Raw genomic sequence first — 24,823 nt, 5'->3', positions numbered from 1 at the left:
CGCCCCTCGAGGGGTGCCGCCAGCATCATCCTCCTGCGGTCTTCTTTCTGTTGCCGCGCCTGGCCGGTGCCGTCGGCAGGTGCGGCTGCACTTCGCGCCAGTAGCGCGCGCCGTCCTGCAGCAGGAAATCCAGGAACCGGCGCGCGGTGTTGGACAGCTTCTTGCCCTTCAGGTGCACGGCATACCATTGCCGGACCAGCGGGAAATGTTCGACATCCAAGACGGCGATCAAGCCGGATTCCAGCTCCAGTCGCAGATTGTGCAAGGAGAGTACGGAGATGCCCATGCCGGCCATGACCGCCTGCTTGATCGCCTCGCTGCTGCCCAGTTCCATGTAGATGTTGGCGCTCAGGCCGTGCTCGGCGAATAGCCGGCTGCGGGCCGCGCGCGTGCCCGAGCCCGGCTCGCGCGAGAGGAAGCGCTCTTCGGCGATGCGCGCCAGGGGGATGTTCTTCTGGCCGACCAGGGGATGGTCCGGCGGGGCCACCACCACCAGCGGGTTGTCGAGGAAGTATTGCGCCTCGAGCCCGGCGTTCTCGGGCAGGGTGCCCATGATCACCAGATCGTCCAGGTTGTTCTCCAGGCGCTCCAATACCCGTGCCTGGTTGGTGATGGTGAGCCTGGGTTCCACGTCAGGGTAGTCGCGCAGAAACACGCCGAGCAGGTGCGGCATGAAGTATTTGGCGGTGGTGATCGCGGCCAGGTTCAGCGGGCCTTTCACGCCGGCCTCCATGCCGATCATGTCTTCGTTCAAGACGCGCAGCCGTTCCAGCACATCGCAGCAGGCCTCGAACAATTCGCGCCCGGCCTCGGTCAGGAACAGACGCTTGCCCATCTGCTCGACCAGCGGCATGCCCACGCTTTCTTCCAGTCGCTTGATCTGAATCGAGACTGCCGGCTGGGTCAGGTGAAGCTCCTCCGCCACGCGGGTATAGCTCAAGTGCGTGCCCAGGCTGCGGAACAGGCGCAGCTGGTGCAGGGTGACATTGCGCAGTCTCATTCATTAACTCCGGTTAATTAAAACTATTTTAACAATTAACTGTAGTTCAGGTCCTCTCCTCCCTATATTCGCAATCGTCATCGGCACACATGTCGCAAGGCGTCAGCGGCCATGCACGCAGCGAATCGAGAGCCGAGGCACGGTTTTCGCAGTGCGTGGCTGGGCCTGAAGAGGGGCCGGGCAGCGCCCGGCGGGTGAACAAATTGTTGGAACAAGAGGAAGCGTATGCCTGAACAGACTGCAGCAACGGGAGCGGCCAGCCTGGCCGGCCTCAGCGGTAACGAACTCGCGCGCGCCCGTCGGGCCATGTTGTCGCAAGGCGGCAAGAAGGGATTGGGCATGCTGGCCAAGCCCGGCCGGACCCGGCCCCAGGCAGCGGTCGCGACGCCGGTGCCGGCTGCCGAGCCGGCACCGGAACCCCGTGCCGAGCCGATGATGGCGGCTGCCGCCGGGACGGAAGGCGGCGAATCGCCGATCGCCGAGGAAATCATCGAGACCTTGTGCACCGTGGTCGAGGAGAATCCGGCGGCGCTGGGCGACGATGCCAGCAGCGTGCGCCAGCTCTGCCGCGATCGCCGGCGTTTGCTGTCGACCCAGGGCAAGTCCGCATTGCCGGCCAAGAACGGTTCGGCTGCCAGCGGCGCCCGTTCCTCGGCTCGACAGGCTGGCGAGGTGTCCGGCCGCGACAAGGCGCGCCAGCGCCGGATCGAGATGAGCCAGAAGGGGCGGGGCGATGCCCCGGCGCTCCGGCCCAGCGGCCGGGTGCGGCCGCAGGCCGGCGAGGCGCCGGCCAAGGTCGAGGTCGGCACCACCCTGTCCGGTCAGGCCGTGACCGGTACCCAGGTCGAGCGCAGCGTGCGCGTTACCGGCAGCGAGTCCGGCAGTTGCCGCGCCATCACCGGCACCGAGTACATCGGCAGCGAGCAGTTCGAGACCTTCTGCGCCAGCCGGCCGGCCCCGGCCGCGGCCAAGGTCGGCATGAGCGCGACCAGTCGCGGCCAGTGGGTCAGCGGCACCGAGGTGGGCCGTTCGTCCCGCGTGACCGGCGGCGAGGCCGGCACCTGCAAGCCGGTGACCGGCACCGAATACCTGGGCAGCGAGGATTTCGCCAGCTTCTGCGAAGGCAAGCGCCTGCAATCCCGGCCGGAGAAGGCGGGCGTCGGCGCCACCGAGCGCAAGGGCATCGCCATCACCGGCAGCGACGAGGCCCGGCCGCGCCCGGTGACCGGCAACGAGCCGGGCGCCAAGCGTGCCATCACCGGTTCGCAATACGCCGACGCCGGCGTGTCGCGGCTGACCATCAACGGCCCGAGCAAGGTCGCGCTGACCCATACCCTGGCCGGCCGGCCGGTCTCGGGCACCGAGGTCGGGCGCTCGGTCAAGGTGACCGGCGACGAGGCCGGCGCCTGCCGCAGCATCTCCGGTACCGAATACCTGTCGAACGAGCAGTTCCAGTCGATCTGTCACACGCGGCCGGAGCCGGCCGCGGCCAAGGTGGGCGAGGATGCGAGCCGGGGTGGCCAGCGCATCACCGGCAACCTGGTTGACCGCAGTGAGAAGGTGACCGGCAACGAGCCCGGCTCCTGCCAGCGTGTGACCGGCTCGCAGTATGCCCAGGGGGCACTGTGTGGCGGCGCGCCGGAAAAGGCGGCGCTCATGCACACGCTGGCCGGGCGTGCCCTGACCGGCACGGCGATGGCGCGCGGCCCAAAGCTTACCGGTGACGAGCACGGGGGGTGCCAGCCCGTCACCGGGACCGAGTATTACGGTCAGGAGCAGTACAGCGAGTACTGCCCGGGCACCCCGCAACCCGCCGCGGCCAAGGTCGGCATCAGCCAGACCGGGCACGGCCTGGCCGTGTCGGGCGCGATGCTGGGCCGTTCCGGGCGCGTGACCGGCGCCGAACCCGGCAGCGGGCTGGCCATCAGCGGCACGCCTTATGTCGGGCAGGAGCAGATCGAGCAGGGCTGCGGCTGTGGCTGCGATGAGGCCGGGCAAGCGGCTGCCGAGGCGCGTACTGTCATGGCCCCGCGCTATCGGGCACCGGGCGCCCGTGCCATGGCCATGGCCATGCGTCCGGCGGCAGCGCGTCCCGAGTCGTTCAGCATCAGCTCGCCGGCGGCTGAGGCGCGCGGCCGCATCACCGGCAGCGGCTATGGCAGCGCCGGCCGCATCACCGGCCCGGTCAACATGGCCGCCGGCCTCGTGTCCGGCACGCCGGAATTCCGTTACCGGGACGAGATGGGCCGCATCGAAGTCATGCCACCGGCATCCCGGCAGGAGGCCGCGCCGGCCCAGCGCATCACCGGCGAAGGACGCGAGGACGGCATCCGCATCACCGGCGACGACTGGGCGCGTAGCGGCCGGGTGACCGGCACCGAGGGCCACTGGGCCCAGGGGCGCAACCTCACCCTGCGCGGCGAGGTGCGCAGCATGAGCGCCGGCGCATGGGCGAACAAGGATCGCGAGCGTCCCGAGGTGCCGCTGGCCAGGGTCACGGGCAGCAGCGGCAATGCCGGCAAGGGTGCCTTGATCACCGTCTCCGGCGGTGCCCGGGGCTGAGCGAGGGGCTGCGATGAACACCCGTAACGCCTATGCCCTTCGCGCCCGCGCCGCCCAGCGCGGCCGGCCGCCGCTCGGCAACGTGCCCTACGGTTTGGGCACGCCGGCCGGGGCGCTGCCAGCGCGCCCTGCGGCCGAACCGGGCGGCGACCTGGCCGGGCGGCCGTGCCGGCACCCGCTGGCCGATCGCCGGACCAACGCCCGGCTCGCCCACTGCGAGGATTCGGTCAAGGGCCGGTTCGAGGCCATCGCGCCGACGCTCAAGGCGATCTCGGCGCTGCAGCACCTGGACGATTTCGCCGGCCGGGCGCAGGCCCTGGCCCGGCAACAGCTGGGCTACGAGCTGCCTCAGGGCATCCTCGACGATGCCTGGGTGGCCGGGCTCGACCTCAAGGCCTTGTATGCCCATTGCGCCTTCTCGGCGCTGAAGGCCTCGGCCGCGCAATTCGCCGACGACCTGAAGAATCAGCTGGAGCAGTTGCAGGATGCGCGCAACTTCTTCCTCGACTGCGGCTTTCACGCCATCGACATCAGTCCCTGCGCCGATGGCCGTCTGAAGGGCTTGTCGCGCTATATCCTGCGCCTGCCGCTGACCTCGTTCAGTTGGCGCAAGGCCTACGCCGGCGCCCTGTTCGACGTCGAGACCGACGTGCGCCACTGGGTGAGCACCGAGCTGCGCCGCTTCCGCGAGGGCGTGCCGACCACGGCCGCTGCCGGCAGCCGCTATCTCAAGGTTGCGGTCTATCACACCAGTTCGTCCAACCCTTGTCATGAAGGTTGTGCCGCCCATGGCAGCAACGAGCACAAGGCGATCGAGGCGGCCCTGGAGCGTCTGGTCCAGTTCCGCCAGGCGATCGAGAACGCCTTCTGCTGCGGCGCCAGCACCGACATCCTGCTGATCGGCGTCGACACCGACACCGATGCGATCAAGGTGCACGTGCCGGATGCCAGGGGCGAGCTGTCGGCACACCGCTATGTCGAGGCCATGGCGCTTTATCGCGAGACGGCGCGGCTGTCGGCCGACAGTGCGCGGCTGGCGGTGTACGAGGCGATCAGCCGGGCCAGCGCCGCCAGCGGCTGGGGCACCGGCCAGGGCGAGCCGCACGAAGGCATGCGCCGGCTGATCGCCCACCTGCTGATCAACAACTTCTCGCAGATCGAGTACGTGGCCGAGCTCTACGGCGAACGCTATCCCGACATCGGCCATGCCGAGCGGTTCATCAGCGTCGGCGACGGTTTCGAGGAGGTGCAGATGCGCAATGTCGCCTACTACGCCCACCTGCACACCCTGGAAGAGGGGGCGGCGGACATGGACGTCGGCATCAAGATCTTCAAGGGCCTGAACGTCAAGCACGGCCTGCCGATTCCGGTCGCCATCCATTACCGCTACGACGCCAGGGTGCCCGGCTCGCGCGAGCGGGCCGCGGCCAAGGCGCGCCGCGTGCGCGACGCGATTCGCGCGCGCTATCCAGAACTCGCCGCCCAGGGATTTTTGGCCTGCCACCTGTCGGTGCAGGACCAGCCCACCGGCAGCCCGATCGAAACCGTGGAGGCTTGAATCGTGAAGATCATGCAAGTGGAAAAGACCCTGGTCTCGACCAACCGCATCGCCGATCTCGGCCACCGGCCGCTCCTGGTGGTGCGCGAAAAGGCGGGCGGTGCGCGTCAGGTGGCGGTGGATGCCATCGGCTGCATCCCGGGCGACTGGGTGATCTGCGTCGGCTCCTCGGCCGCGCGCGAGGCGGCGGGCAGCAAGGAGTATCCGTCCGATCTGACCATCGTCGGCATCATCGACCACTGGGCCGGAGACTGACATGGAAATCATGCGCGTCGAGGACGATCTGGTCGCCACCCGCCGGGTGGGCGGGCTGAAGAACATGTCTCTGCGCGTGCTGGCCGACGCCAAGGGCAACCGCAGCGTCGCCTGCGATCCGGTGGGCGTGCCGCCGGGCAAATGGGTTTTCACCGTGAGCGGTTCGGCCGCACGGTATGCGGCCGGCGATCCCAAGGTCCTCACCGACCTGACGATCGCCGGGATTATTGACCATTGGGACCCTGAGGCCTGACCGCCGCAGGGAGGGTGCAACGATTTTTGCAGTTCGTTTTTTAACCTGAAGGAGAAATGAAATGGCTGAAGTGACTGGTATTGCCCTGGGCATGATCGAAACGCGCGGTCTGGTTCCCGCCATCGAGGCGGCGGACGCGATGACCAAGGCGGCTGAGGTGCGGCTGATCGGCCGCCAATTCGTCGGCGGCGGCTACGTCACCGTTCTGGTGCGCGGCGAGACCGGCGCGGTGAACGCCGCGGTGCGCGCCGGGGCCGACGCCTGCGAGCGCGTGGGTGACGGCCTGGTCGCTGCCCACATCATCGCCCGCGTCCACTCCGAGGTCGAGGGCATCCTGCCCAAGGCCGGTGAGGCCTGAGCGGTCGAAGCAACCACTTGATTGACTTGAAGGAGAAATGAAATGGCTGAAGTGACTGGTATTGCCCTGGGCATGATCGAAACGCGCGGTCTGGTTCCCGCCATCGAGGCGGCGGACGCGATGACCAAGGCGGCCGAGGTGCGCCTGGTCGGCCGCCAATTCGTCGGCGGTGGCTACGTCACCGTTATGGTGCGCGGCGAGACCGGCGCGGTGAACGCGGCGGTGCGCGCCGGGGCCGACGCCTGCGAGCGCGTGGGTGACGGCCTGGTCGCTGCCCACATCATCGCCCGCGTCCACTCCGAGGTCGAAGGCATCCTGCCCAAGGCCCCCGGTGCTTGATTGAGCTGAAAGCAGCGCGGCGGTTGAGTTGGGGCTGAACCGCCCCGCTGAAGTGATCGACGATTTGGCAAGGAGTGAAGAAATGGCAGCAACACACGGTATCGCATTGGGCATGATCGAAACGCGCGGTCTGGTTCCCGCCATCGAGGCGGCGGACGCGATGACCAAGGCGGCCGAGGTGCGCCTGGTCGGCCGCGAATTCGTCGGCGGTGGCTACGTCACCGTTATGGTGCGCGGCGAGACCGGCGCGGTGAACGCGGCGGTGCGCGCCGGGGCCGACGCCTGCGAGCGCGTGGGTGACGGCCTGGTCGCTGCCCACATCATCGCCCGCGTCCACGGCGAGGTCGAGAACGTTCTGCCCAGCCGCCCGACCTCGGCCGGTGGCGGCCGCGACGGCGAGATCACCCCCGACCGGAGCTGAGGGAGGCAGGGATGCGGATCGATCCCCGGGTGGCGGGTTTTCTGTCGCAGGCCCTCAGCCACGAGATGTCGGTGGTGCAGCAGTACCTCACCCAGGCCAGCCTGTGTGACTGCTGGGGGCTGGGGGAGCAGTGCGCCTATTTCCGGCGCGAGGCGGGCGAAGAGCTGGAGCATGCGGGGCAGATCATCCGCCACATGCTCCTGCTCGGGCTGGCGCCCAACGCCACCCGTCTGGCGCCGGTGCGGCCGGGCCGCGACCTGGCCGAGATGCTGGCGCTCGATCGGCAATTGGAGCTGGAGGCCGTGCGGCTCTACGACGATGCCCTGCGCTACAGCCAACGTGGCCGCGATGGGGCGTCGAGTCAGCTGTTCGCCGCCTTGCTGGCGGACGAGCAGCACCATCTGGCCGAGCTGGACCGCCTGCTGGCCGAGCTTGCAGAGAAGGAGAAGCACCATGGCTGAACCGCCCAGCACCTGGCAGGTGCAGCAGCGCCCGCCGTTGATGACCCGCCGCTACGAGTTCGCGTCCTACGCGGAGACGCGCAAGTTTCTTGATGACCTGGCGGTCTTGTCCGAGCGCACGGGCTATTTCCCCGACCTGAACTTCGGCAAGACCCACGTCAACGTCAGCGTGGCGCCGCGCGAGGAAACCCTGGGCGAGACCGAATACGGCTTCACCGCCCAGGTCGATGCCTTGGCCGACAAGGCCAGGGGTTGAGGCGGCCCGGCGTGGCACGGCAACGCATCGCCCTGGCCAGCCTCAAGGGCGGCTGCGGCAAGACCACCCTGGCGATCAATCTGGCCGCGGGCCTGGCCCGGTCCGACGACGTCGGCCTGGTCGATGCCGATCCGCAGGGGACATTGAGCCACTGGGTGGATTGGTCGGGCGACGCCGCGCTGCCCCGGGTGATCGCCGGTGGCGACGATCCGCTCCAGGCCCTGTCACAAGCGGCCCGCCGGCATGGTCGCGTCGTGGTCGATTGCCCGCCCTCGCTCGACATGGGTGTCACCGGCCGGATTCTGGAGAAGGTGGATCTGGTGCTGATCCCGGTGTTGCCGTCGCCGCTCGATCTCTGGGCCGGCGCCGGCACGGTGGAGGCGGTCGAGCGGGCCAGGCGGCGCAATCCAGCTCTGCGCGCCTGGCTGGTGCTCAACCAGGTGGAACCGGCCAGCGCTTTGTCCAGGGCGATGTCCGAAGCCCTGGCCAGCCTGGAAATTCCAACCCTGCCGTGCATGGTCAGGCGCCGCGCGGCGTTCAGGCTGGCGGCCGTGGAAGGCGTGAGCGTTTTTCAACTCGGTGCCCGTGGCCGCGAGGCGGCGCGGGAGATCGATCGGATTATCGAAGAGGCATTGCAGACATGAGCAAACTCGAAGACAAACTCAAGGCCAGTCTCAAACCCGCTGCGCGCAAGGGCATGCCTGCCACGGCGGCGGCCAAGGTGCCCGCCAGGTCGACAACCCAGGCGCCGCTGGCCAAACCCGTTCCGGCCGGCAGCCATCGGCGTGAGCCGGAGTTGAATGATGCCAACCAGGCGCTGCACCCGCGGCGAATCTGGCCCGACTGAACGGCGGCGACGGTGGCTGACGATGCCCTTTTTCCTCTCCGCGCGTTTGTGATGAATCCGGCAGACGCTCGCATTTCCTGCCTTGCCAGGCTGGCCAAGGCGCCCTGGGCCGAGATCTGCTTCGGCGATGATCCCATGCCCTTGCTGATTTTGTTCATGGCCGGCAGCCTCTTGTTCTATCCCCTGATGCGCGAGATCTGGCCACTGATCGTGCTGGCGTTGCTGCTGGCGATTCCCCTGCGCGCCTGGGCCTGGTGCCGGGAGCAGGCGCAAAAACCGACGGAGGGTCAAACGCAATGAGCTTCGAACCTGTGGTGCTGTTCTTCGTGCTCGGGGTGGCGGCCGGCCTGCTGCGTTCCGACCTCAAGATTCCGGGCAGCATCTACGACGCCCTGTCCATCTATCTGCTTATCGCCATCGGCCTGAAGGGCGGGGTCAAGCTCGCCGAGCATCCCATGGCTGAGGTCTTGGCGAGCGGGGCGCTGATTGTCGCCGCCGGTGCCCTCATCCCGCTCGTCGCTTTTCCTATCCTGCGCTACCTGGGCCGCCTGTCGCGCGCCGATTCCGCCTCCATCGCGGCCCACTACGGTTCGGTCAGCGTGGTGACCTTCTCCGTGGGGGTGACCTTCCTGGCCCAGGAACTGCAGTCCTATGAGAGCTACATGATCGTTTTCCTGGTGCTGCTCGAGATGCCAGCCCTGGTCATCGGGGTGATGCTGGCGCGCTCCGGCCAGGGGCCGGTGCGCTGGGGCCGGCTGCTGCATGAGGTGTTCTTCGGCAAGAGCATCTACCTGCTCACCGGCGCCCTGGTCATTGGCTATATCGCCGGTCCGCAGGGCATCCAGCCCCTGGACAAATTGTTCTTCGATCTGTTCAAGGGCGTGCTTGCGCTGTTCCTGCTGGAGATGGGCCTGGTCGCGGCCGGCCGGGTGGCCGAGTTTCGCACCTACGGCCCCTTCCTGATCGGGTTCGCGTTGCTCATGCCGCTGTTCGCCGGCCTGCTCGGCGCCTTTACCGGTACCCTGCTGGGGCTGTCGGTCGGCGGCACCATGCTCCTGTCCACCCTGTACGCGAGCGCCTCCTATATCGCCGCACCGGCGGCCATGCGCATCGCCGTGCCCGAGGCGAACCCGGCGCTGTCCATCGGCGCCTCGCTCGGGGTGACCTTCCCATTCAATCTCTTCATCGGTATTCCGGTGTATTACTGGATGGCGCAAACCCTGCATCGAATCGGAGCCTGACCCATGAATGCCATAGCCCAGCGACTGCTCACCATCGTCTGCGAATCCGTGCTGGAGCCCTTCCTCGAGGAGGAATTGCCCAAGCTTGGCGTGCACGGTTACACCATCACCGACGCCCGCGGCCTCGGCAGCCATGGCCGGCGCAGCGGGGCCTGGCGCAAGGAGGGCAATATCCGCGTCGAAATACTCTGCGACGAGGCCCTGGCCGAGGTCATCGTCACCCATCTGCGTGCCGAGTATGAGCGCGACTACGGTCTGCTCATCTTCTCCGCGCCGGTCCAGGTGCACAGCGCCTGAGAACCCGATGGGTCAACCGTTAACAGCCGAGGCGTCAACCTCATTTCGCCCCACTTGCTGGGGCGTTTTTTTATCGGCCGTCGATCTGGCCCGGGCCTTGTGGCGGTGGCGCCCCTCGATGCGCCAAAGTGGCTGGGTGCGTGACCGCCTGGGCTGCCCGGCGCACGCCTTTGCCGGCTAGTTGCCGGTCAATTCCAGCGCCCGGGTGTGCCAGTTGAGCACGGTGGTGCGCAGGTGCATCTTGCGCGCCAGGGCCGGGAATTCGGTCTGGATGACCTGGGCGGTGAATTCGGAGGCGAAGCGTGCCTTCATCTCGGCGCGGGCGCGGTCCATGCCGGCCTCCATGTAGGGGGCGGAGGCGAGCAGCAAAAAACCGTCGTCCGGGATGCGCCCGGTCTGCATGTTGTTGAGGATGATGCTGGCGGCCTTGCGGATCGGGTCGGCCAGGTTGGGACTGTAGGGCCCGATGATCAGCGCCAGGTTGGGGGCATGCAGGAAATCGAAGCCGCGGCCCATGCAGATCATCCATTCCCGGTGCTCGATGTCCAGGGTGCGGTTGAGCTGGCGCACCTGGGCGATGCGCTCCAGGTTGCCTTTGAGCAGCGGCAGCAGGTCCTCGCGCATCTGGGCGGGCATGTCCGGGTAGAGCGAGGCGAGCCAGTGCGGCAGGCTGTCCGCCTTGTCCGGCGACAGTTCGGCCAGATTCAGCCGGCCGCCGTCATTGCCGTGCAGGATGAGGGCGTCCTCGTCGGTCTCGAAGCCACAGACGATGGGATAGACCGTGCTGTGGCGCTGGCCGAATACGTACTCGACCTGCTCCTTGATGGTGTGGGTATGCGCGATGGCCGCCTCGGTGTCGTAATTGAAGCCGGCGCAGCCGCGGTGGGGGTCGCCCTTGGAGAAATGGTAGGTGATCAGCACCAGGATCTGACGGCCGGTGTGCACGATGTCGTTCACGTGATGCGACAGCACCTCGTTCAGGTGCGGCCAGCCCAGATTGAACATGCCACCCAGGTTGCGAAAGGGCTGGATGATGCCGGGCGGGGTGTTGGTTGCCACCGGGATGTTGATCCGGCCGTCCATGCATTTGAGCGCGATGATGTCGGTCGGGTGGATGGCCAGGTAGCGTTTGCGGGCCAGATAGGTGTCCGGGCTGGTGAACTCGGCTGTATAGCGCTGGGCGATTTCGAACAGCCAGTCGATGCGCTCCTGAATAGGCCGGTTATGAATGTCCATCGTGGTTTTCTCCGCGTCTGGATTAAAGATGCCCGAGTCCTGTTAATTGGTCAAACGGCAGGGCAACTCCAGCCGCAGTGATGCCGTAAGCAGGCCCGATGGCCGGGCTAGTCGATGAACAGGCTGTCGCGCGCGGCCTCGGTGATGGTCAGCACGGCCGGGTGGGTGATGCGCCGCTCGCCGGTGATGGCGTAAAAGGCCTCGCGCACCGCCTCGGTGCGGCCCACCTCGCGCACGCCGTATTGCGCCTCGACCTCGCCGGCGAGCACGGCCGGCGCCGGGAAAAAGCCCTGGCCGGCCTGACCGAAGGCCTTCATCAGCGCCGCATCGTCGAACTCGCCGACGATCCTCGGGCTCAGCCGCTCGGCCTCCAGCCACTGTTCCAGCCGGCTGCGCACGGTGGAATCCTCGCCCGGCAGCAGCAGCGGCCTGCCGTTCAGGCAGGCCGGAAACTTGCCGCAACTGCGCGCCAGCCTGGGGGCGGCAAAGAAGGCGATCTCGCTCTCTCCCAGCTTGTGATTGAAGCCGCGCACCCGGATGCCGCTCGGCAGCGGCCGGTCGGCCACCACCATGTCCAGCCGGTGCAGCGCCAGCTCGGCCAGCAGGCGGTCGAGCTTGCCCTCGTGACAGATCAGCCGCACCGGCTCGGGCAGTTGGGTCACCGGGGCCAGCAGGCGGTAGGCGATGTTCTTCGCCACGGCATCCGAGATGCCGACCCGGAAGGGCGGGGCCGGTGCGCCCCGCTGGCGGCCCAGGCTGGCCTTCAGGGCATCGCTCAGGGCGAAGATCTCGTCGGCATAGCTCATCGCCAGGCGGCCGGCCTCGGTCAGCTTCAGGCCGCGGCCGGCCGCCTGGAACAGGGGCGTGCCCAGCGACCCTTCCAGCAGCTTGATCTGGGCGCTGACGGTCTGCGGCGTCAGGTGCAGGCGTTCGGCCGCCGCCGCCACGCTGCCGGTGCGGGCGACCGTCCAGAAATAGTGCAGGTGTTTCAGGTTCATGCTTTATTATTCGATTTAAACGAATATTTAACAATAAATATTCGACTTTTATGAATTGAATCCGGCCCTACAATACCTGTCTGGCAATACGTGGTTTGTCTTTTTGGGAGCATCGCCATGAAGCGTATCGTCCTTTTCCTTGCCACCAACCTGGCCATTGTGCTCATGTTGTCCGTCACCATGCGCCTGCTGGGGGTGGAACCCTATCTCAACGAACAAGGCCTGAACCTGCAGGCCCTGCTCATCTTCGCCGCGGTCATGGGCTTCGGCGGCGCCTTCATCTCGCTGGCCATCTCCAAGTGGACGGCCAAGATGTCGGTCGGCGCCCGGGTGATCGAAACCCCGAGCACCTCGGAGGAGTTCTGGCTGGTGGAGACCGTGCGGCGCCAGGCCCAGGCGGCGGGGATCAGGATGCCCGAGGTGGCCATCTACGATTCGCCCGAGGTCAATGCCTTCGCCACCGGCATGAGCAAGAACAGCTCGCTCATCGCGGTGTCCACCGGCCTTTTGCGCCAGATGACGCGCGAGGAGGCCGAGGCGGTGCTGGGGCACGAGGTCAGCCACGCCGCCAACGGCGACATGGTGACCATGGCCCTGATCCAGGGTGTGGTGAACACCTTCGTCATGTTCCTCTCGCGCGTGATCGGCCATACCGTCGACCGGGTGGTGTTCAAGAACGAGAACGGCCACGGTCCGGCCTTCTTCGTCACCATGATCGTCGCCGAACTGGTGCTCGGTCTGCTCGCCTCGATCATCGTCATGTGGTTCTCGCGCCAGCGCGAGTTCCGGGCCGATGCCGGCGGCGCCCAGCTGGCCGGGCGGCAGCACATGATCGCCGCCCTCCGGCGCCTGGGGGCCATGCACCCGGCGCCGCTGCCGGACAAGATGGCCGCCTTCGGTATCGCCGGGGGCGTGGGCGGGGGCCTGAAGCGCCTGTTCATGACCCACCCGCCGATCGAGGAGCGCATCGCCGCCCTCGAGGCCGCGCGTTGAGCCGGCGCCTCTCCACCTTCGTCGCGTAATCCGCCTCCGGCGGATGTCCGGCGTCCGGGAATGGTTGGCCGACGACCTGGCCGTCCCTCAGGGCGAACCGACCTGCCTGCGGCGCGAGGCAGGCCGGATTGGGTAGCTCCGCCTTAGACGGCCTTGTCAGGAGAGATGGAATGGAAATGATCAGCATTGGTACCCCGCTCATGTGGGCGGGCTTTATCGCCTTCGTCCTGGTCATGCTGGCGCTGGACCTGTTCGTCCTGGGCGGCCGGTGGGCGCACAAGGTGTCGGTCAAGGAAGCAGCGGCCTGGAGCGTGGTCTGGGTGACCCTGGCCTTGGCCTTCAACGGCCTGCTCTGGTGGTGGCTGGATGGCACCCAGGGGCGGGAAGTGGCGAACGCCAAGGCCCTGGAATTCCTCACCGGCTATCTCATCGAGAAATCGCTCTCGGTCGACAACATCTTCGTCTTCCTGATGATCTTCGGCTATTTCGCGGTGCCGGCCGAATACCAGCGCCGGGTGCTGATTTACGGCGTGCTCGGCGCCATCGTCATGCGCGCCGTCATGATCCTGGCCGGCGCCTGGGCGGTCGCCCAGTTCCACTGGGTGATCTATCTGTTCGGCGCCTTTCTGGTCATCACCGGCATCAAGATGCTGGTCTTCGCCGATAAGGAGCCGGACCTGGCCAAGAACCCGGTCCTGCGCTGGATGCGCGGCCATTTGCGTATCACGGACGGGTACCACGAGGAGAAGTTCAGCGTGATGAAGGATGGCGTGCGCTGGTTCACGCCGCTGTTCCTGGTGCTGGTGCTGATCGAGGTGACCGATCTGATCTTCGCGGTGGATTCGATCCCGGCCATCTTCGCCATCACCACCGACCCCTTCATCGTGTTCACCTCCAACATCTTCGCCATCCTGGGTCTGCGGGCGCTGTACTTCCTGCTCGCCGACATCGCCGGCCGCTTCCACCTGCTCAAGTACGGTCTGGCCCTGGTGCTGGTCTTCGTCGGGGTGAAGATGCTGATCGTCGATGTCTACCAGGTGCCGATCGGCATCGCCCTGGGGGTGGTGGCCATCATCATCGCCAGCTCGATCGTGGCCAGTCTGGCCGCCACCCGGCAGGGCCGGGGGCGCTCGGCTTAGGCGCCGGCCGGTCGTTTCGCCTCGAATTTCAGCAACCTGGCTGGACCATCGGGTCTTTGCTTGCCCGACAAGGCCTGCAGCGCCTTGGGGAATTCGACCAGCAGACGGCCCAGATTCTTCTCGCCGTCCGGGTGATAAATCACCAGCTGATAGGGCACGGGCGCGTCGAGCGCGCAGCGCGCCTGCGGCTGGAAGTGTTGCCAGGCGATCTCCACCCAGCTCTTGTATTGGCCATCGAGAAAGACGAATTCCTCGCGGTCGATAATCGCCAGCATCTGCATGCTGCGGATGGGCACGAACACCACGCCCGAAGGGCTGCGGGCGAGCAGGCTGTGGGCCAGGTTGTAAGTGGCCGCGGCCAGGGTTCGGGCTTCGCTGCTGAGCGCCTGGTCGCGATAGACGCTGATTTCCATGGGGTCTCCTGTGTCGGCCCGAGTATAACGGGGCTGCGGGCCGGCAAGCGGCATAGGCCCAGCCGGATCAGGGGCTTTCCGGCGGTGAAATTTCGACCCACGGCTTGCCCGGTTTGTTTCAAAATGCCGGTGGACCCAAACCGCTGAAGGATCTCATCGTGGACAAGTCAGCGCTCTTCCTCGAGCAGTTCGCAAAAAACGCGCCGCTGATCGGCGGCCTGTTCCATGGTCTGGCCCATGAGGAACTGGGCGAGCTGGTCGGTCTGTCGGAAATGGCCGTGTTCGACGGCGGGGCCGAGGTGTTTCGGGAAGGCGATGCGGGCGACACCATGTACGTGGTGATCTCGGGCAAGTTCGCCGTGACCCGGCTGGACGCCCTGGGCAACGAGGTGCGCCTGGCCACGGTCGGCGATGGCGAGGCCTTCGGCGAGATCGTCCTCTTGGAGCATGTCCGGCGCACCGCCACCGTGCGTGCCCTGATCCCCTCGGTGGCTTTGTGCTTCGGCCGGCAGGCGCTGGAGCATCTGCCGGGGCTGACCATGAAGCTCTACCAGAACATGGTCCTCATGCTGGCCCGGCGCCTGCGCCTGACCACCGACGAATTGCTGCTGCAGGAGACCCAGCGGCGGCGCGCCGCAGGCGAGACCGGCCAGGCCGCCGAATCCTGAGAACCTTGGAATAAATTATCGCCATGAAACAGAACGCCGCCTCGCGCCTCGCCCTGTCGATCCTGAGCATCATCGAACACATCGGCCTGACGGTGATCACGGTCGCCACCGTGATCGCCGGCGCGGCCGAGGTCAATGTGATGATCCAGGCCGGCACCGTCACCCTGGCCGACCTGTTGCTGCTGTTTCTCTATCTGGAAATCCTGGCGATGGTCGGGCTGTATTACCGGTCCGGCAAGCTGCCGGTGCGCTTCCCGATTTATATCGCCATCGTCGCCCTGGCCCGCTATCTGGTGCTGGACATGAAGAATCTGGACGAGTGGCGGATGCTGGGGGTCACGACCTCGATCCTGTTGCTCGCCATCGCGGTGCTGGCCATCCGCTACGGCCACGTGCGTTATCCCTACGAAGAACGGGAATAGGCACGTTTCCGGTCAGGCCGGCATGTCCGGCATCAGCGTCATCTTCAGCCGGGCGATCTCGTCCTTGATGGTGAGCTTGCGCTTCTTCAGTCGCTTGAGGCCGAGTTCGTCCGGATAGCCGGTCTGGGTCAGGTGCTCGATGGCCTTGTCCATATCCCGGTGTTCGGTCTCCAGGGCGAGGATGCGGGCGTTGATCTCGGCGATCTCTTCCGGGGTCGGGTCGTTCACTGCGGTCTCCTAACCATTTGGCTTAACTGTAGCCGCGCTGGCCCAGGATGGCCAGCCCCCCCGGGGCCCTTGAGGTATCCTGCGGCAATCGGAAAAACCAAGAAGGACGAGAGGAATGACCCCAAGCGCACACGAACGCCCAGTCCACCCCAGCTTTGGGGAGGCCTTTCGCTACTGGCTCAAACTCGGCTTCATCAGCTTCGGCGGGCCGGCCGGGCAGATTGCCATGATGCACCAGGAACTGGTCGAGAAGCGGCGCTGGATCTCCGAGCACCGCTTCCTGCACGCCCTCAACTACTGCATGCTGCTGCCCGGGCCCGAGGCCCAGCAGCTGGCGATCTACATCGGCTGGCTCCTGCACCGCACCTGGGGCGGCATCGTCGCCGGCACCCTGTTCCTGCTGCCTTCGCTGTTCATCTTGATCGGCCTGACCTGGGTCTACCTCGCCTTCGGCGACGTGCGCTTCGTCCAGGGCGTGTTCGCCGGGATCAAGCCGGCGGTGGTGGCCATCGTCCTGTTCGCCGCCTGGCGCATCGGTGCCCGCGCCTTGAAGAACCGGGTGCTCTTGGCCTTCGCCGCAGCCTCCTTCCTGGCCATCTTCGTCTTCGATGTGCCCTTTCCCTACATCGTGCTGGCGGCGGGCATGGCCGGCTATGTCGGCGGCCGCCTCGATCCGGCCAAGTTCAGGGTGGGTGGCGGCCATGTCGCCTCGGACAAGGATTACGGCCCGGCCCTGATCGACGACGATACGCCGCCGCCGGCCCACGCCCGCTTTCGTGCCGGCCGCCTGGTCATCCTCATCGGCCTCTTCGTCTTCCTCTGGGGCGCGGCCATGCTGTCCTTGCCGGCGGGCACGCTGGCCGACATGGGCGCCTTTTTCACCAAGGCGGCCCTGGTCACCTTCGGCGGCGCCTATGCCGTGCTGCCCTATGTCTACCAGGGCGGGGTCGAGCACTACGGCTGGCTCACCGGGCCGCAGATGATCGATGGCCTGGCCCTGGGCGAGACCACGCCGGGACCGCTGATCATGGTGGTGGCCTTCGTCGGTTTCGTCGGTGGCTGGAGCCACGCCATCTTCGGTCCGGATGCCCTGTTCTGGGCCGGCGCGGCCGGCGCCGCGGTGGCCACCTTCTTCACCTTCCTGCCCGGTTATCTGTTCATCCTGGCCGGCGCGCCGCTGGTCGAGGCGACCCACGGCGACATCAAGTTCGTCGCCCCGCTCACCGGCATCACCGCCGCCGTGGTCGGCGTCATCCTCAACCTGGCGGTGTTCTTCGCCTGGCACGTGTTCTGGCCGCAGGCCACGGCGGCGGCGCCCTTCGCCGGCGCGTTCCAGCCGGCAGCGGTGCTGATCGCGGTGGCGGCCTTCATCGCCCTGTGGAAATATAAGCAGGACATCATGCGGGTGATCGGGGCCTGCGCGGCGGCCGGCCTGCTGCTCACCTATGCCGGCCTGTGACGATCGATTGGAGGAAACGGTGGCGCAAGAGACGAAAGACCTGAATACCCTGCTGGTGCGTCTGTTCATGGCCGTGCCGCTGTTCCACGAGCTGGGCAAGGAAGACCTGCTGGAGCTGATCCCGTTGGCGCAGAAGGTGCCGTTCGAGGCAGGCGACATCGTGTTCAACGAAGGCGACGAGGGCGAGTCGATGTATGTTGCCGTCTCCGGCCGGTTCGAGGTCTATCGCTGGGATGATGCCCAAGAGAAAGTGCCGTTGGCGAAGATCGAGCCGGGCGAGCATTTCGGCGAGATCGCCTTGGTCGAGAACGTCCGTCGCACCGCCACCGTGCGCGCCCTGACGCCGGTCCTGGCCTTGCGCTTCACCCGCAGCGCCCTGGAGCAGCGGCCGGTGCTGGCGATGAAGCTCTACCGCAACATGACCCGCATCCTGGCCAAGCGCCTGCGCAGCACCAACAACGAGGTGATGTGCCAGGCCAAGCGGGCGCGCCAGGCCGAAAAGAAAATCCAGGAATACGAAAAGGAACTGAGCCACTGGGCCGGCAAGCTGGGCGTCTGAGGCCCAGCCTGCCGGCAATGCTCGTCAGTGGGCAGGCGCGACTGCGGCCGCCGGCGGCACGGCCGTCATGTCCTTGTGTGGCATGTGCGGGTGCCAGCCGACCACGGCCAGCATGAAGAAGAAGCCGATCACATAGCCCAGCGCCACGTGCCAGCCGGCCTTGAGCCAGGCGCCGACCGACCGGGCCTCGGGGAACAGGTTGGACAGCGCCACCCCGGCCGAGGAGCCGAACCAGATCATGGAACCGCCAAAGCCCACCGCATAGGCCAGCACGCCCCAGTCGTAGCCGCCCTGGGCCAGCGCCAGGGCGGTGAGCGGGATGTTGTCGAACACCGAGGAGATGAAGCCGAGGCCGAAGGCGGTCTGCCAGGAGGCGTCCGGCAGTTTCTCCACCGGCATCATCGAGGCGCAGACCACCAGCGAGAGCAGGAAGACGCTGCCCTTGAGGGCGTCGGGCAGCAGGCTCCACTCCGGCTTGCGCAAGGGCACGGCGAGCAGAATGGCCACCCAGACCGCGGCGCCCAGGAAGGGGAAGGCGTCGGAGACCTCGGGGAACCGGGTGTTCACGGTGACATTGGTGGCGATGGCCGCGAGCAGGATCCAGGCGACGATGCCGACCCGCACCCAGTCGACCGGGCCGCCGCGCTCGGTGAGGACAATGGGCTGGTAGGCCTGCTGCTGGCGGGCGGCGATCAGGCCGAAGATGAGCAGGGCGCTGGCCGCGGCAACATAGGCGGGCAGCACACTGAGCGGGTTCACGCCGTCGATCCACATCATGGTCGTGGTGGTGTCGCCCACCACCGAGCCGGCGCCGCCGGCATTGGAGGCGGCGACGATGGCGGCGAGATAGCCGATGTGCACCCGACGGCGGAAGACGTGGGCGGCGACGGTGCCGCCGATCAAGGCCGCGGCGATGTTGTCGAGGAAGGACGACAGCACGAAGACCATCACCAAGAGGACGAAGGCACCCTTCCAGCCGTCCGGCAAAAAGCGTGGCAGGGCGTGCGGCACGCCGCTGTCCTCGAACTGGCGGGCGAGCAGGGCAAAGCCCAAGAGCAGACCGAGCAGGTTGGAGAGCACCACCCACTCGTGCTGCATGTGGGCGAGCCAGCCCGCCAGCCCGGTGCCCTCGTGAAAGCCGGTGAAGCCGATCTTGTAGAGCGAGATCACGATAAGGCCGGTCAGCGCCACCCGCAGGGTGTGGTGGTGGAACAGGGCGACGCCGAGCAGGGTGGCGGCGAACAGGATGAAATCGACCGGGATGCCCAACACGGCGGGGCCGTCGGCGGCCCGGGCGGTCAGGGGAAACAGGCCGGCGGCGGCCGAGATCCAGCGTGGGTTCATGGCGGGGTTTCTTGTCCGGAAGGGTTTACTTGACCAGGGTGACCGGCATCTCCGCGAGGTGCAGCACCTTGGTCGCGACCGAGCCCATGAGCAGGCCGCCCAGGGCGGATTGGCCCCGGCTGCCCATGACGATCTGGTCGCAGCCGAGTTCCTTGGCCAGCCGGGCGATGGTGGGGGCGATCTCGCCCTGCGCGAAGTGTTCGCTGAAGGTCACGCCGGCCGCCTTGAGGATGGCGCGTGCCGGCTCGATGGCGGCCTCGGCCCATTCCTGTTCCATCCTGGCCAGTTCTTCGGGCTTGAAGGCGCGCCGGGTCATCCAGTCATCGCCCGGGGGCTGCACGTTGAGCAGATGGACCTCAAGCCCCGGCACCATCCTGGCCAGGCCGGCGACATGACGGGCGGCGCGGGCCGAGCCTTCGGAGCCGTCGACGGGGAGCAGGAGCTTGCAGGGCATGAGGGTTCCTTATTGCGGGTTGACCAGGATGGGCATGCCGAGCCAGGGCCAGAGGCTGACCATGGCCAGGCCCAGCACGAGAAGCAGGATGATACTCATGGGGATGCCGTGTTTGAAGAACTCGGCGGTGGTGAACTGCTTGGCGTCGTAGGCGATGGCATTGGGCGCGGCCCCGATCAACAGCAGGAAAGGCATGCCGGCGGTGACCAGGGCGGAGTAGACGATCACCTCGGGCGCCACGCCCAGGTATTTGGCGATGACCAGGGCCACCGGCAGGACGATGGCGATGGCCGCCACGTTCATGATGAAGTTGGTCATGATCAGCACGAAGGCGGCGATGCCCATGACGAACACCCACCAGTGGGCATCGAGCAGAAGGCCGAGCCAGTTCACCGCCATCCATTCGGCGGCGCCGGTGTTCCATAGACAGAAGCCGATCGACATGGCGCCGGAGAAGAGCAGGACGATGTTCCAGGGAATCTCCTCCAGGTCCTTCACCGTGAGCACGCCGAGCACGAAGAAGAGCAGGGTGGTGGTCAGGATCACGGCCGCGCGGTCGATCGGCGCCAGGAGCGGGATGAAGGACTTGGTCGACATCACCACGACCAGGGCGGCGACGATGAGGATGACCAGTTTCTCCTTCAGGGTCATGGGGCCGATCTGCCCGGCCAGCCTGGCCACCGTCTCGCGCAGGCCGGGAATGCTTGCCTTTTCCGGCTTGAGCACGGTCTTGAGATAGAACCAGATGATGAACACCATGCCCCAGCCGATGAGGAACATGTACTCGGTGAGCTGGAAGAAGGTGATGTGATGGCCGGTGAAACCCTCGTACATGGCGGCGGCGGCCGGCCCCCGGGCGGCGCCGAGGAAGGTGATGATGCTGCCGGCACCCGCCGAATAGGCCATGCCGATGAACAGGGCCTTGCCGAAGTTGGTCGGCCTGTCGCCCTCGCCGTACAGGGCATAGATCGCCAGCAGGATGGGGAACATGGTGGCCGCCACCGCGGTGTGCGCCATCAGGTGGGCCAGGGCGGCGGTCACCACCATGGCGCCGAGCAGGATACGGTCGGTGCGCTCGCCCACCACGACGAGCATCCTATAGGCGATGCGCTTGGTCAGGCCCGACTTGGTGAAGGCCAGGCCGATGACGATGGAGCCGAAGATGAACATCACCGACGGATCCATGAAATCGTGAAAGGCCTCCTTGGCCGGGCGGATGAAGAACATGGCCTGGAAGATGCCGATGGCCAGGGCGGTGACGCCGATGGGGATGACCTCGAACACCCACCAGATGCCGGCCATGAGAAACAGGCCGATCGCCGCCTTGCCCTCGTGCGAGAGCACGAACTCCTTGCCCGAGGGGTCGACCGCCACGGCCCAGGGCGGCGAGAAATAGATGGCGAGGAAAACGGCCAGGCCGAACAGCAGGATGGCGGTCTTCTTCGGGTCGATCGGCAGCCGTTCGGCCGCCAGCGTGATGGACTGGGGCAGGCGATCGTCAGTCATGGAGCACCAGCTTGGCGGCCTCGTTGAACACGTCGATCATGCGCACCACGCCAACCAGGCGCTCGCCCTCGACCACCGGCAACATGCTGATGTCATGCACCACCAGCAGATAGGCCGCCTTGGTGAGCGGGTCGTCGATGTTGACCTTGGCCGGGATGCTGCCCATGAAGCCCTTGATCGGGTTTTCCGCCGCGGCCGGGCATTGGCTCTGGCAGGTCTCGGCCCAGATCAGGGTCAGGGCCGGGAAGTCGGGAATCGGATCCTGGTGCCGCGGGTGTTCCTTGGTGCGCAGGTAATCCGGGAACAGGCCGCGCAGGATGTCGCGCATGCCCAGGATGCCGGTCAGCTGCCCCTTGGCGTTGAGCACCAGGATGTGGCGGTAGCGCTTGCCCGTGGTGAAGGCCTCGCGCAGGACGGTGAAGGCGTCTTTCAGGCTGGCGGTATCTTGGAGGTGAGGGTATTCCGCGAGCGGGATACAGATGTCTTTTATGCTTTTGCTCAAGGGCATTGCGGCTCCTCCGCACCGAAAATATCAGAAAAACACAATATTCGGACTTCACTGTAGTGAATTATTTTCCGACGGGCAACGCGCATGGGGAATAAGTCCGGCAGGATCCTCGCATCGAGCGCATCGACGGGCCGTTCGATTAGAGCTGACGCTGGAGCATAGCTGAAGGAAGGTCTGATTAAGCCGTCATGCCCGGAGCGTGGTTGTTGCCGCTTTATCGGCTATACAACCACGGCCTGCCCCTTGCGGGTGCGCAGGCGGGCATCCAGTTTATTGATCTTTCTGGGTTCCCGCCTGCGCGGGAACGACGAAATCGGACATTTTCAGAGGCTCCTGAAATAATAACGCCCCCGTTCGGGGGCGTTGTCCGTGCTGGCGGCGCAAGGCCGCCTGGATCAGAAGTGGCCGCGGGCGTCGGCGATGTCCTTCGCCCCGCTCGGTTTGGCCACCAGCACCGGCCGGCCGGCGCGGCCGAGCAGCGGGTCGACCACCCGGCTGGGCAGGGCACGGTGCAGACCGCCGTGGCGCATGCCGACCACGATGAGGTCCGCCCCCAGTTCGTCGGCCAGGGCAAGCAGGGTGTCCGCGGTGGGGCCGAAGGCCAGGCGCGAATCGACGTCGACCCCTTCCAGCTTCAGCATCTGCACGGCCTCGTCCAGTGCTGCCTGCAGCAGGCCGATGGTCGGGTGGTTCTCCTTGCTCACCGAGACCACGGTGACCGGCACACCGCTGTGCTTGGCCACCGTGGCGGTGATCTCCAGCGCCGCCTGGGCGCCGGGCGAGGCGTCGAAGCAGACCATGATGCGCCGCTGCCACATCCGGGCCTCCTGCGGCACCACCAGCACATGGCAGGGCGCCTCGCTGATGATCTTGGCGGCATGCACGCCGACCATGCGATCGGCCAGGCCCTTGGGCGGGCGGCGGCCGATGATCAAAAGATTGCTGTCGGCCTCCCGGGCGGCGGTGACCACCTCGCGTACCGGGTCGTTGCCGCGGCGGATCGCCGGGTTGCAGGTGATCGCGGCCTGCTGGCAGGCCTGCTGCACCGGCAGCAGGCGGGCGCCGGCCTGGCCCTCATCCTCCTGGGGCGAGGCCATGGTCATCACATCCAGCGTCAAGCCCAGGCGCCCGGCAAGACCCAGCGCCACGGCCTGTGGCCCCCGGCTGTATTCGGAGCCGTCGGTGGCGAGCATCAGGCGCAGGCGGCGGTGGCCGTCCGGCAGCACATCGCCATGGCATTCCTTGAAGATGCGGGTCTTGCAGGTGCGGCAGACCTCGGGGTCCAGGGTCCAGTAGATGGCGCCGGTGATGTTGGACTTGACCGGGAAGAAGCCGCCTTCGCCGATGTCCTTCAGATATTCGCCCTGGCGCAGGAACCGGTGCACCGAGTCCTTCAGCCGGTAGAAATACAGGCCTCCGCCCAGGCGCCGGCGCCGGCGCGCTTCCTGGGCCAGCATCTCGGCACCGGCGACGTCGACGAAGTTGATCGCCGGCGCGGCGATGACCACGGTCTTCTGCAAGGGGTTGTCCTCGTCGATCTGCTGCAAGGCGCGCTGGACGTGATCGACCGCGCCGAAGTAGATCGAACCATGGATGCGGACGAAGCGTACCTGCGGGCATTCCGGTTTGCCCTTGGCATTCTCGAAGTGGTAGGCGCCTTCCTCGCCGGCCGGCACCACCGGCTCGACTACCGGCCGCGAGCTGCGGTAGAGATACATGATCAGCGACAGCAGCACGCCCATGAAGATGCCTTCCTCCAGGTTGATCAGGGTGCCGATCAGGGTGACCCAGAGGATGGCGGTCTCCGGCTTGCTGGTCTGCCAGATCGACTTGATGTGATGGAAATCGATCAGGCCCCAGGCCACCAAAAACAGGATGCCGGCCATGGCCGCGGTGGGGAGAAAAGCGGCGAGCGGTGCGACCAAAAGCAGGATGATGACCAGGAAGACCGAGGCGAACACCGTGGCCAGCGGGGTGCGGGCACCGGCCTCGTAGTTGACGCCGCTGCGGTTGAACGAGCCGCTTGATGCGTAGGCCGAGAAGAAGCTGCCGATCAGGTTGGACAGGCCCTGGCCGACGAATTCCTGGTTGCCGTCGATGCGCTGCTCGGAGCGGGTGGCGATGGCGCGCGAGATCGAAACCGCCTCGGTCAGCGCCAGCAGGGTGATGATTAGCGCCGGCCGCGCGGTATCGCGGAGCGCCTGCCAGGAGAAGTCGGGCATGGACAGCGGCGGCAGGCCGGCGGGCAGGGCGCCCACGGTCTTGATGCCGGTGGCCGCCTCGCCGCCGAGCAGGGCGTTGAGTACGAAGGCGGCAAAGCCGCCGACCAGCATGGCGACGATCATGTAGGGAAACTTCGGCAGCCAGCGCTTGGCCATGAGGCCGCTGACCAGGGTGATGACGCCGACCGCGGTGACCCAGGGATTGCTCTGGAAGAACTGCGTCACCAACTGGTGGATCACTTCATAGAACGGCGTGCCGCGCGGGATGGGCAGGCCGAAGAAGTTCTTGATCTGGCTCGCCGCGATCAGGATGGCGGCGCCGGCGGTAAAGCCGATCACCACGGTGTGGGAGATGAAGTTGACCAGGGTGCCCATGCGCGCCAGGCCCAGCACCAATTGATACAGCCCGACCAGGAAGGTGAGGGTGAGCACCAGCCGGATGTATTCCGGGCTGCCGGGATCGGCCAGGTTGTGCAGGGCGGCGAAGACGGCGATGGAGATCGCGGTGGTCGGACCGGATACCAGATGCCAGCTCGAGCCGAACATCGCGCCGATGATGGCGGGCACCATGGCGGCATAGAGACCGTATTGCGGCGGCAGGCCGGCGATGGTGGCGAAGGCCACGCCCTGGGGCAGCACGACCATGGCGCCGGTGAGGCCGGCCATGGCGTCGTCCTTCAGGGTGCTGCGGTTGACCATGGGCCACCAGAGGCGGAAGGGGGTGAAGGTCTTGATCCAGTTCGAGAATGCGAAAGCGCGTGTCATGTTTGCCTAAATCGAGCGTAAGGACCGGGCCGAGCGCCTGGGTCCGGTATGAAAAGATCGT

Annotated in this window: 30 protein-coding genes; 20 read left to right on the top strand and 10 right to left on the bottom strand. The window is 66.6% G+C overall.

What is annotated here, in order from left to right; translation table 11 throughout:
- Positions 1-25 precede the first annotated feature (25 nt).
- Positions 26-1,000, bottom strand: coding sequence for a LysR family transcriptional regulator (locus EL388_RS11030; RefSeq protein ID WP_126463445.1), 975 nt, complete (start codon positions 998-1,000; stop codon positions 26-28).
- Between the two features lie 225 nt (positions 1,001-1,225).
- On the opposite strand from EL388_RS11030, the gene EL388_RS11025 reads away from it, so the two are divergent.
- From EL388_RS11025 to EL388_RS10960, 14 genes are all read left to right on the top strand, one after another.
- The gene (locus EL388_RS11025; protein ID WP_126463443.1) at positions 1,226-3,562 is read left to right on the top strand and encodes an alpha-carboxysome scaffolding protein CsoS2; all 2,337 of its coding nucleotides are present in this window, start codon (positions 1,226-1,228) and stop codon (positions 3,560-3,562) included.
- 13 nt (positions 3,563-3,575) lie between these two features.
- Positions 3,576-5,120: a carboxysome shell carbonic anhydrase gene (locus tag EL388_RS11020; RefSeq protein WP_126463441.1), complete on the top strand. Its 1,545-nt coding sequence runs from the start codon at positions 3,576-3,578 to the stop codon at positions 5,118-5,120.
- 12 nt (positions 5,121-5,132) lie between these two features.
- Positions 5,133-5,375 carry an alpha-carboxysome shell vertex protein CsoS4 gene (locus tag EL388_RS11015; protein WP_232019239.1) on the top strand — a complete coding sequence of 81 codons (243 nt, stop codon included), beginning with the start codon at positions 5,133-5,135 and terminating at the stop codon, positions 5,373-5,375.
- 1 nt (position 5,376) lies between these two features.
- On the top strand, positions 5,377-5,628 hold the full coding sequence (locus EL388_RS11010) for a carboxysome peptide B (RefSeq protein ID WP_126463437.1): 252 nt from the start codon (positions 5,377-5,379) through the stop codon (positions 5,626-5,628).
- Positions 5,629-5,689: 61 nt separating this feature from the next.
- The gene (locus EL388_RS11005) at positions 5,690-5,986 is read left to right on the top strand and encodes an alpha-carboxysome major shell protein CsoS1 (protein ID WP_126463435.1); all 297 of its coding nucleotides are present in this window, start codon (positions 5,690-5,692) and stop codon (positions 5,984-5,986) included.
- Positions 5,987-6,028: 42 nt separating this feature from the next.
- Entirely contained in the window at positions 6,029-6,325 is a 297-nt protein-coding gene (locus EL388_RS11000; protein WP_126463433.1) for an alpha-carboxysome major shell protein CsoS1, read from the top strand.
- Positions 6,326-6,407: 82 nt separating this feature from the next.
- Positions 6,408-6,746: an alpha-carboxysome major shell protein CsoS1 gene (locus EL388_RS10995; protein ID WP_126463431.1), complete on the top strand. Its 339-nt coding sequence runs from the start codon at positions 6,408-6,410 to the stop codon at positions 6,744-6,746.
- A gap of 11 nt (positions 6,747-6,757) precedes the next feature.
- On the top strand, positions 6,758-7,207 hold the full coding sequence (locus tag EL388_RS10990) for a ferritin-like domain-containing protein (RefSeq protein WP_126463429.1): 450 nt from the start codon (positions 6,758-6,760) through the stop codon (positions 7,205-7,207).
- Complete coding sequence (locus EL388_RS10985) at positions 7,200-7,463, top strand: 4a-hydroxytetrahydrobiopterin dehydratase (RefSeq protein ID WP_126463427.1); 264 nt, start codon at positions 7,200-7,202, stop codon at positions 7,461-7,463. The genes EL388_RS10990 and EL388_RS10985 overlap by 8 nt, the downstream gene beginning before the upstream one ends.
- 11 nt (positions 7,464-7,474) lie before the next feature.
- A complete protein-coding gene (locus EL388_RS10980; protein WP_126463425.1) occupies positions 7,475-8,107 on the top strand; it encodes a ParA family protein in 633 nt (210 codons plus the stop codon).
- Positions 8,104-8,310, top strand: a complete 207-nt coding sequence (locus EL388_RS10975; protein ID WP_126463423.1) for a hypothetical protein — start codon at positions 8,104-8,106, stop codon at positions 8,308-8,310. Before EL388_RS10980 ends, EL388_RS10975 begins: the two co-directional genes overlap by 4 nt.
- Positions 8,311-8,361: 51 nt before the next feature.
- On the top strand, positions 8,362-8,610 hold the full coding sequence (locus EL388_RS10970) for a hypothetical protein (RefSeq protein WP_126463421.1): 249 nt from the start codon (positions 8,362-8,364) through the stop codon (positions 8,608-8,610).
- Entirely contained in the window at positions 8,607-9,551 is a 945-nt protein-coding gene (locus EL388_RS10965) for a sodium-dependent bicarbonate transport family permease (protein ID WP_126463419.1), read from the top strand. Before EL388_RS10970 ends, EL388_RS10965 begins: the two co-directional genes overlap by 4 nt.
- Before the next feature lie 3 nt (positions 9,552-9,554).
- The gene (locus EL388_RS10960; RefSeq protein ID WP_126463417.1) at positions 9,555-9,848 is read left to right on the top strand and encodes a P-II family nitrogen regulator; all 294 of its coding nucleotides are present in this window, start codon (positions 9,555-9,557) and stop codon (positions 9,846-9,848) included.
- A gap of 177 nt (positions 9,849-10,025) precedes the next feature.
- On the opposite strand, the gene EL388_RS10955 is transcribed toward EL388_RS10960, so the two are convergent.
- Both EL388_RS10955 and nhaR read right to left on the bottom strand, forming a co-directional pair.
- Complete coding sequence (locus EL388_RS10955) at positions 10,026-11,084, bottom strand: carboxysome shell carbonic anhydrase domain-containg protein (protein ID WP_126463415.1); 1,059 nt, start codon at positions 11,082-11,084, stop codon at positions 10,026-10,028.
- Positions 11,085-11,191: 107 nt separating this feature from the next.
- The gene (nhaR, locus tag EL388_RS10950; protein WP_126463413.1) at positions 11,192-12,082 is read right to left on the bottom strand and encodes a transcriptional activator NhaR; all 891 of its coding nucleotides are present in this window, start codon (positions 12,080-12,082) and stop codon (positions 11,192-11,194) included.
- A 117-nt stretch (positions 12,083-12,199) separates the two neighbouring features.
- Here nhaR and htpX point away from each other — a divergent pair, with 117 nt between their 5' ends.
- Together htpX and EL388_RS10940 are read left to right on the top strand one after the other, a co-directional pair.
- Positions 12,200-13,075: a protease HtpX gene (gene htpX / locus EL388_RS10945; protein WP_126463411.1), complete on the top strand. Its 876-nt coding sequence runs from the start codon at positions 12,200-12,202 to the stop codon at positions 13,073-13,075.
- 176 nt (positions 13,076-13,251) lie between these two features.
- A complete protein-coding gene (locus EL388_RS10940) occupies positions 13,252-14,214 on the top strand; it encodes a TerC family protein (protein ID WP_126464092.1) in 963 nt (320 codons plus the stop codon).
- Here EL388_RS10940 and EL388_RS10935 read toward each other — a convergent pair.
- Positions 14,211-14,627 (bottom strand): hypothetical protein, encoded by a 417-nt coding sequence (locus EL388_RS10935; RefSeq protein ID WP_126463409.1) that lies wholly within the window; start codon positions 14,625-14,627, stop codon positions 14,211-14,213. The genes EL388_RS10940 and EL388_RS10935 overlap by 4 nt on opposite strands.
- 158 nt (positions 14,628-14,785) lie before the next feature.
- On the opposite strand from EL388_RS10935, the gene EL388_RS10930 reads away from it, so the two are divergent.
- Positions 14,786-15,295, top strand: coding sequence for a cyclic nucleotide-binding domain-containing protein (locus EL388_RS10930; RefSeq protein WP_126463407.1), 510 nt, complete (start codon positions 14,786-14,788; stop codon positions 15,293-15,295).
- Positions 15,296-15,318: 23 nt separating this feature from the next.
- Complete coding sequence (locus EL388_RS10925) at positions 15,319-15,717, top strand: phosphate-starvation-inducible protein PsiE (RefSeq protein WP_126463405.1); 399 nt, start codon at positions 15,319-15,321, stop codon at positions 15,715-15,717.
- A gap of 12 nt (positions 15,718-15,729) precedes the next feature.
- Here EL388_RS10925 and EL388_RS10920 read toward each other — a convergent pair whose 3' ends face one another.
- On the bottom strand, positions 15,730-15,945 hold the full coding sequence (locus EL388_RS10920; protein WP_126463403.1) for a YdcH family protein: 216 nt from the start codon (positions 15,943-15,945) through the stop codon (positions 15,730-15,732).
- A gap of 115 nt (positions 15,946-16,060) precedes the next feature.
- Here EL388_RS10920 and chrA point away from each other — a divergent pair, with 115 nt between their 5' ends.
- Both chrA and EL388_RS10910 read left to right on the top strand, forming a co-directional pair.
- Positions 16,061-17,404 (top strand): chromate efflux transporter, encoded by a 1,344-nt coding sequence (gene chrA / locus EL388_RS10915; protein WP_126463401.1) that lies wholly within the window; start codon positions 16,061-16,063, stop codon positions 17,402-17,404.
- Positions 17,405-17,423: 19 nt separating this feature from the next.
- Entirely contained in the window at positions 17,424-17,963 is a 540-nt protein-coding gene (locus EL388_RS10910) for a cyclic nucleotide-binding domain-containing protein (protein WP_165919126.1), read from the top strand.
- A 24-nt stretch (positions 17,964-17,987) separates the two neighbouring features.
- On the opposite strand, the gene EL388_RS10905 is transcribed toward EL388_RS10910, so the two are convergent.
- The 5 genes from EL388_RS10905 to sulP all read right to left on the bottom strand — a co-directional run bounded on the left by EL388_RS10905 (position 17,988) and on the right by sulP (position 24,762).
- Positions 17,988-19,307: a citrate transporter gene (locus tag EL388_RS10905; RefSeq protein WP_197721782.1), complete on the bottom strand. Its 1,320-nt coding sequence runs from the start codon at positions 19,305-19,307 to the stop codon at positions 17,988-17,990.
- A 25-nt stretch (positions 19,308-19,332) separates the two neighbouring features.
- Positions 19,333-19,761, bottom strand: coding sequence for a universal stress protein (locus EL388_RS10900; protein WP_126463397.1), 429 nt, complete (start codon positions 19,759-19,761; stop codon positions 19,333-19,335).
- A gap of 9 nt (positions 19,762-19,770) precedes the next feature.
- Positions 19,771-21,267 (bottom strand): SLC13 family permease, encoded by a 1,497-nt coding sequence (locus EL388_RS10895; RefSeq protein WP_126463395.1) that lies wholly within the window; start codon positions 21,265-21,267, stop codon positions 19,771-19,773.
- On the bottom strand, positions 21,260-21,775 hold the full coding sequence (locus tag EL388_RS10890; RefSeq protein ID WP_126463393.1) for a CBS domain-containing protein: 516 nt from the start codon (positions 21,773-21,775) through the stop codon (positions 21,260-21,262). The genes EL388_RS10895 and EL388_RS10890 overlap by 8 nt, the downstream gene beginning before the upstream one ends.
- Before the next feature lie 395 nt (positions 21,776-22,170).
- Positions 22,171-24,762: a sulfate permease gene (sulP, locus tag EL388_RS10885; RefSeq protein ID WP_126463391.1), complete on the bottom strand. Its 2,592-nt coding sequence runs from the start codon at positions 24,760-24,762 to the stop codon at positions 22,171-22,173.
- Between the last annotated feature and the right edge of the window lie 61 nt (positions 24,763-24,823).

It is taken from the genome of Sulfuritortus calidifontis (genome assembly GCF_003967275.1).
GTDB classification, from domain to species: domain Bacteria; phylum Pseudomonadota; class Gammaproteobacteria; order Burkholderiales; family Thiobacillaceae; genus Sulfuritortus; species Sulfuritortus calidifontis.
Note: the sequence above shows the minus strand (reverse complement) of the source record. Positions and strands in the feature narration are given on the sequence as shown.

Coding starts and splice junctions, on each gene's coding strand:
- EL388_RS11030 (WP_126463445.1), bottom strand. CDS start 1,000: ATGAGACTGCGCAATGTCACCCTGCACCAGCTGCGCCTGTTCCGCAGC.
- EL388_RS11025 (WP_126463443.1), top strand. CDS start 1,226: ATGCCTGAACAGACTGCAGCAACGGGAGCGGCCAGCCTGGCCGGCCTC.
- EL388_RS11020 (WP_126463441.1), top strand. CDS start 3,576: ATGAACACCCGTAACGCCTATGCCCTTCGCGCCCGCGCCGCCCAGCGC.
- EL388_RS11015 (WP_232019239.1), top strand. CDS start 5,133: ATGCAAGTGGAAAAGACCCTGGTCTCGACCAACCGCATCGCCGATCTC.
- EL388_RS11010 (WP_126463437.1), top strand. CDS start 5,377: ATGGAAATCATGCGCGTCGAGGACGATCTGGTCGCCACCCGCCGGGTG.
- EL388_RS11005 (WP_126463435.1), top strand. CDS start 5,690: ATGGCTGAAGTGACTGGTATTGCCCTGGGCATGATCGAAACGCGCGGT.
- EL388_RS11000 (WP_126463433.1), top strand. CDS start 6,029: ATGGCTGAAGTGACTGGTATTGCCCTGGGCATGATCGAAACGCGCGGT.
- EL388_RS10995 (WP_126463431.1), top strand. CDS start 6,408: ATGGCAGCAACACACGGTATCGCATTGGGCATGATCGAAACGCGCGGT.
- EL388_RS10990 (WP_126463429.1), top strand. CDS start 6,758: ATGCGGATCGATCCCCGGGTGGCGGGTTTTCTGTCGCAGGCCCTCAGC.
- EL388_RS10985 (WP_126463427.1), top strand. CDS start 7,200: ATGGCTGAACCGCCCAGCACCTGGCAGGTGCAGCAGCGCCCGCCGTTG.
- EL388_RS10975 (WP_126463423.1), top strand. CDS start 8,104: ATGAGCAAACTCGAAGACAAACTCAAGGCCAGTCTCAAACCCGCTGCG.
- EL388_RS10970 (WP_126463421.1), top strand. CDS start 8,362: ATGAATCCGGCAGACGCTCGCATTTCCTGCCTTGCCAGGCTGGCCAAG.
- EL388_RS10965 (WP_126463419.1), top strand. CDS start 8,607: ATGAGCTTCGAACCTGTGGTGCTGTTCTTCGTGCTCGGGGTGGCGGCC.
- EL388_RS10960 (WP_126463417.1), top strand. CDS start 9,555: ATGAATGCCATAGCCCAGCGACTGCTCACCATCGTCTGCGAATCCGTG.
- EL388_RS10955 (WP_126463415.1), bottom strand. CDS start 11,084: ATGGACATTCATAACCGGCCTATTCAGGAGCGCATCGACTGGCTGTTC.
- nhaR (WP_126463413.1), bottom strand. CDS start 12,082: ATGAACCTGAAACACCTGCACTATTTCTGGACGGTCGCCCGCACCGGC.
- htpX (WP_126463411.1), top strand. CDS start 12,200: ATGAAGCGTATCGTCCTTTTCCTTGCCACCAACCTGGCCATTGTGCTC.
- EL388_RS10940 (WP_126464092.1), top strand. CDS start 13,252: ATGATCAGCATTGGTACCCCGCTCATGTGGGCGGGCTTTATCGCCTTC.
- EL388_RS10935 (WP_126463409.1), bottom strand. CDS start 14,627: ATGGAAATCAGCGTCTATCGCGACCAGGCGCTCAGCAGCGAAGCCCGA.
- EL388_RS10925 (WP_126463405.1), top strand. CDS start 15,319: ATGAAACAGAACGCCGCCTCGCGCCTCGCCCTGTCGATCCTGAGCATC.
- chrA (WP_126463401.1), top strand. CDS start 16,061: ATGACCCCAAGCGCACACGAACGCCCAGTCCACCCCAGCTTTGGGGAG.
- EL388_RS10905 (WP_197721782.1), bottom strand. CDS start 19,307: ATGAACCCACGCTGGATCTCGGCCGCCGCCGGCCTGTTTCCCCTGACC.
- EL388_RS10900 (WP_126463397.1), bottom strand. CDS start 19,761: ATGCCCTGCAAGCTCCTGCTCCCCGTCGACGGCTCCGAAGGCTCGGCC.
- EL388_RS10895 (WP_126463395.1), bottom strand. CDS start 21,267: ATGACTGACGATCGCCTGCCCCAGTCCATCACGCTGGCGGCCGAACGG.
- EL388_RS10890 (WP_126463393.1), bottom strand. CDS start 21,775: ATGCCCTTGAGCAAAAGCATAAAAGACATCTGTATCCCGCTCGCGGAA.
- sulP (WP_126463391.1), bottom strand. CDS start 24,762: ATGACACGCGCTTTCGCATTCTCGAACTGGATCAAGACCTTCACCCCC.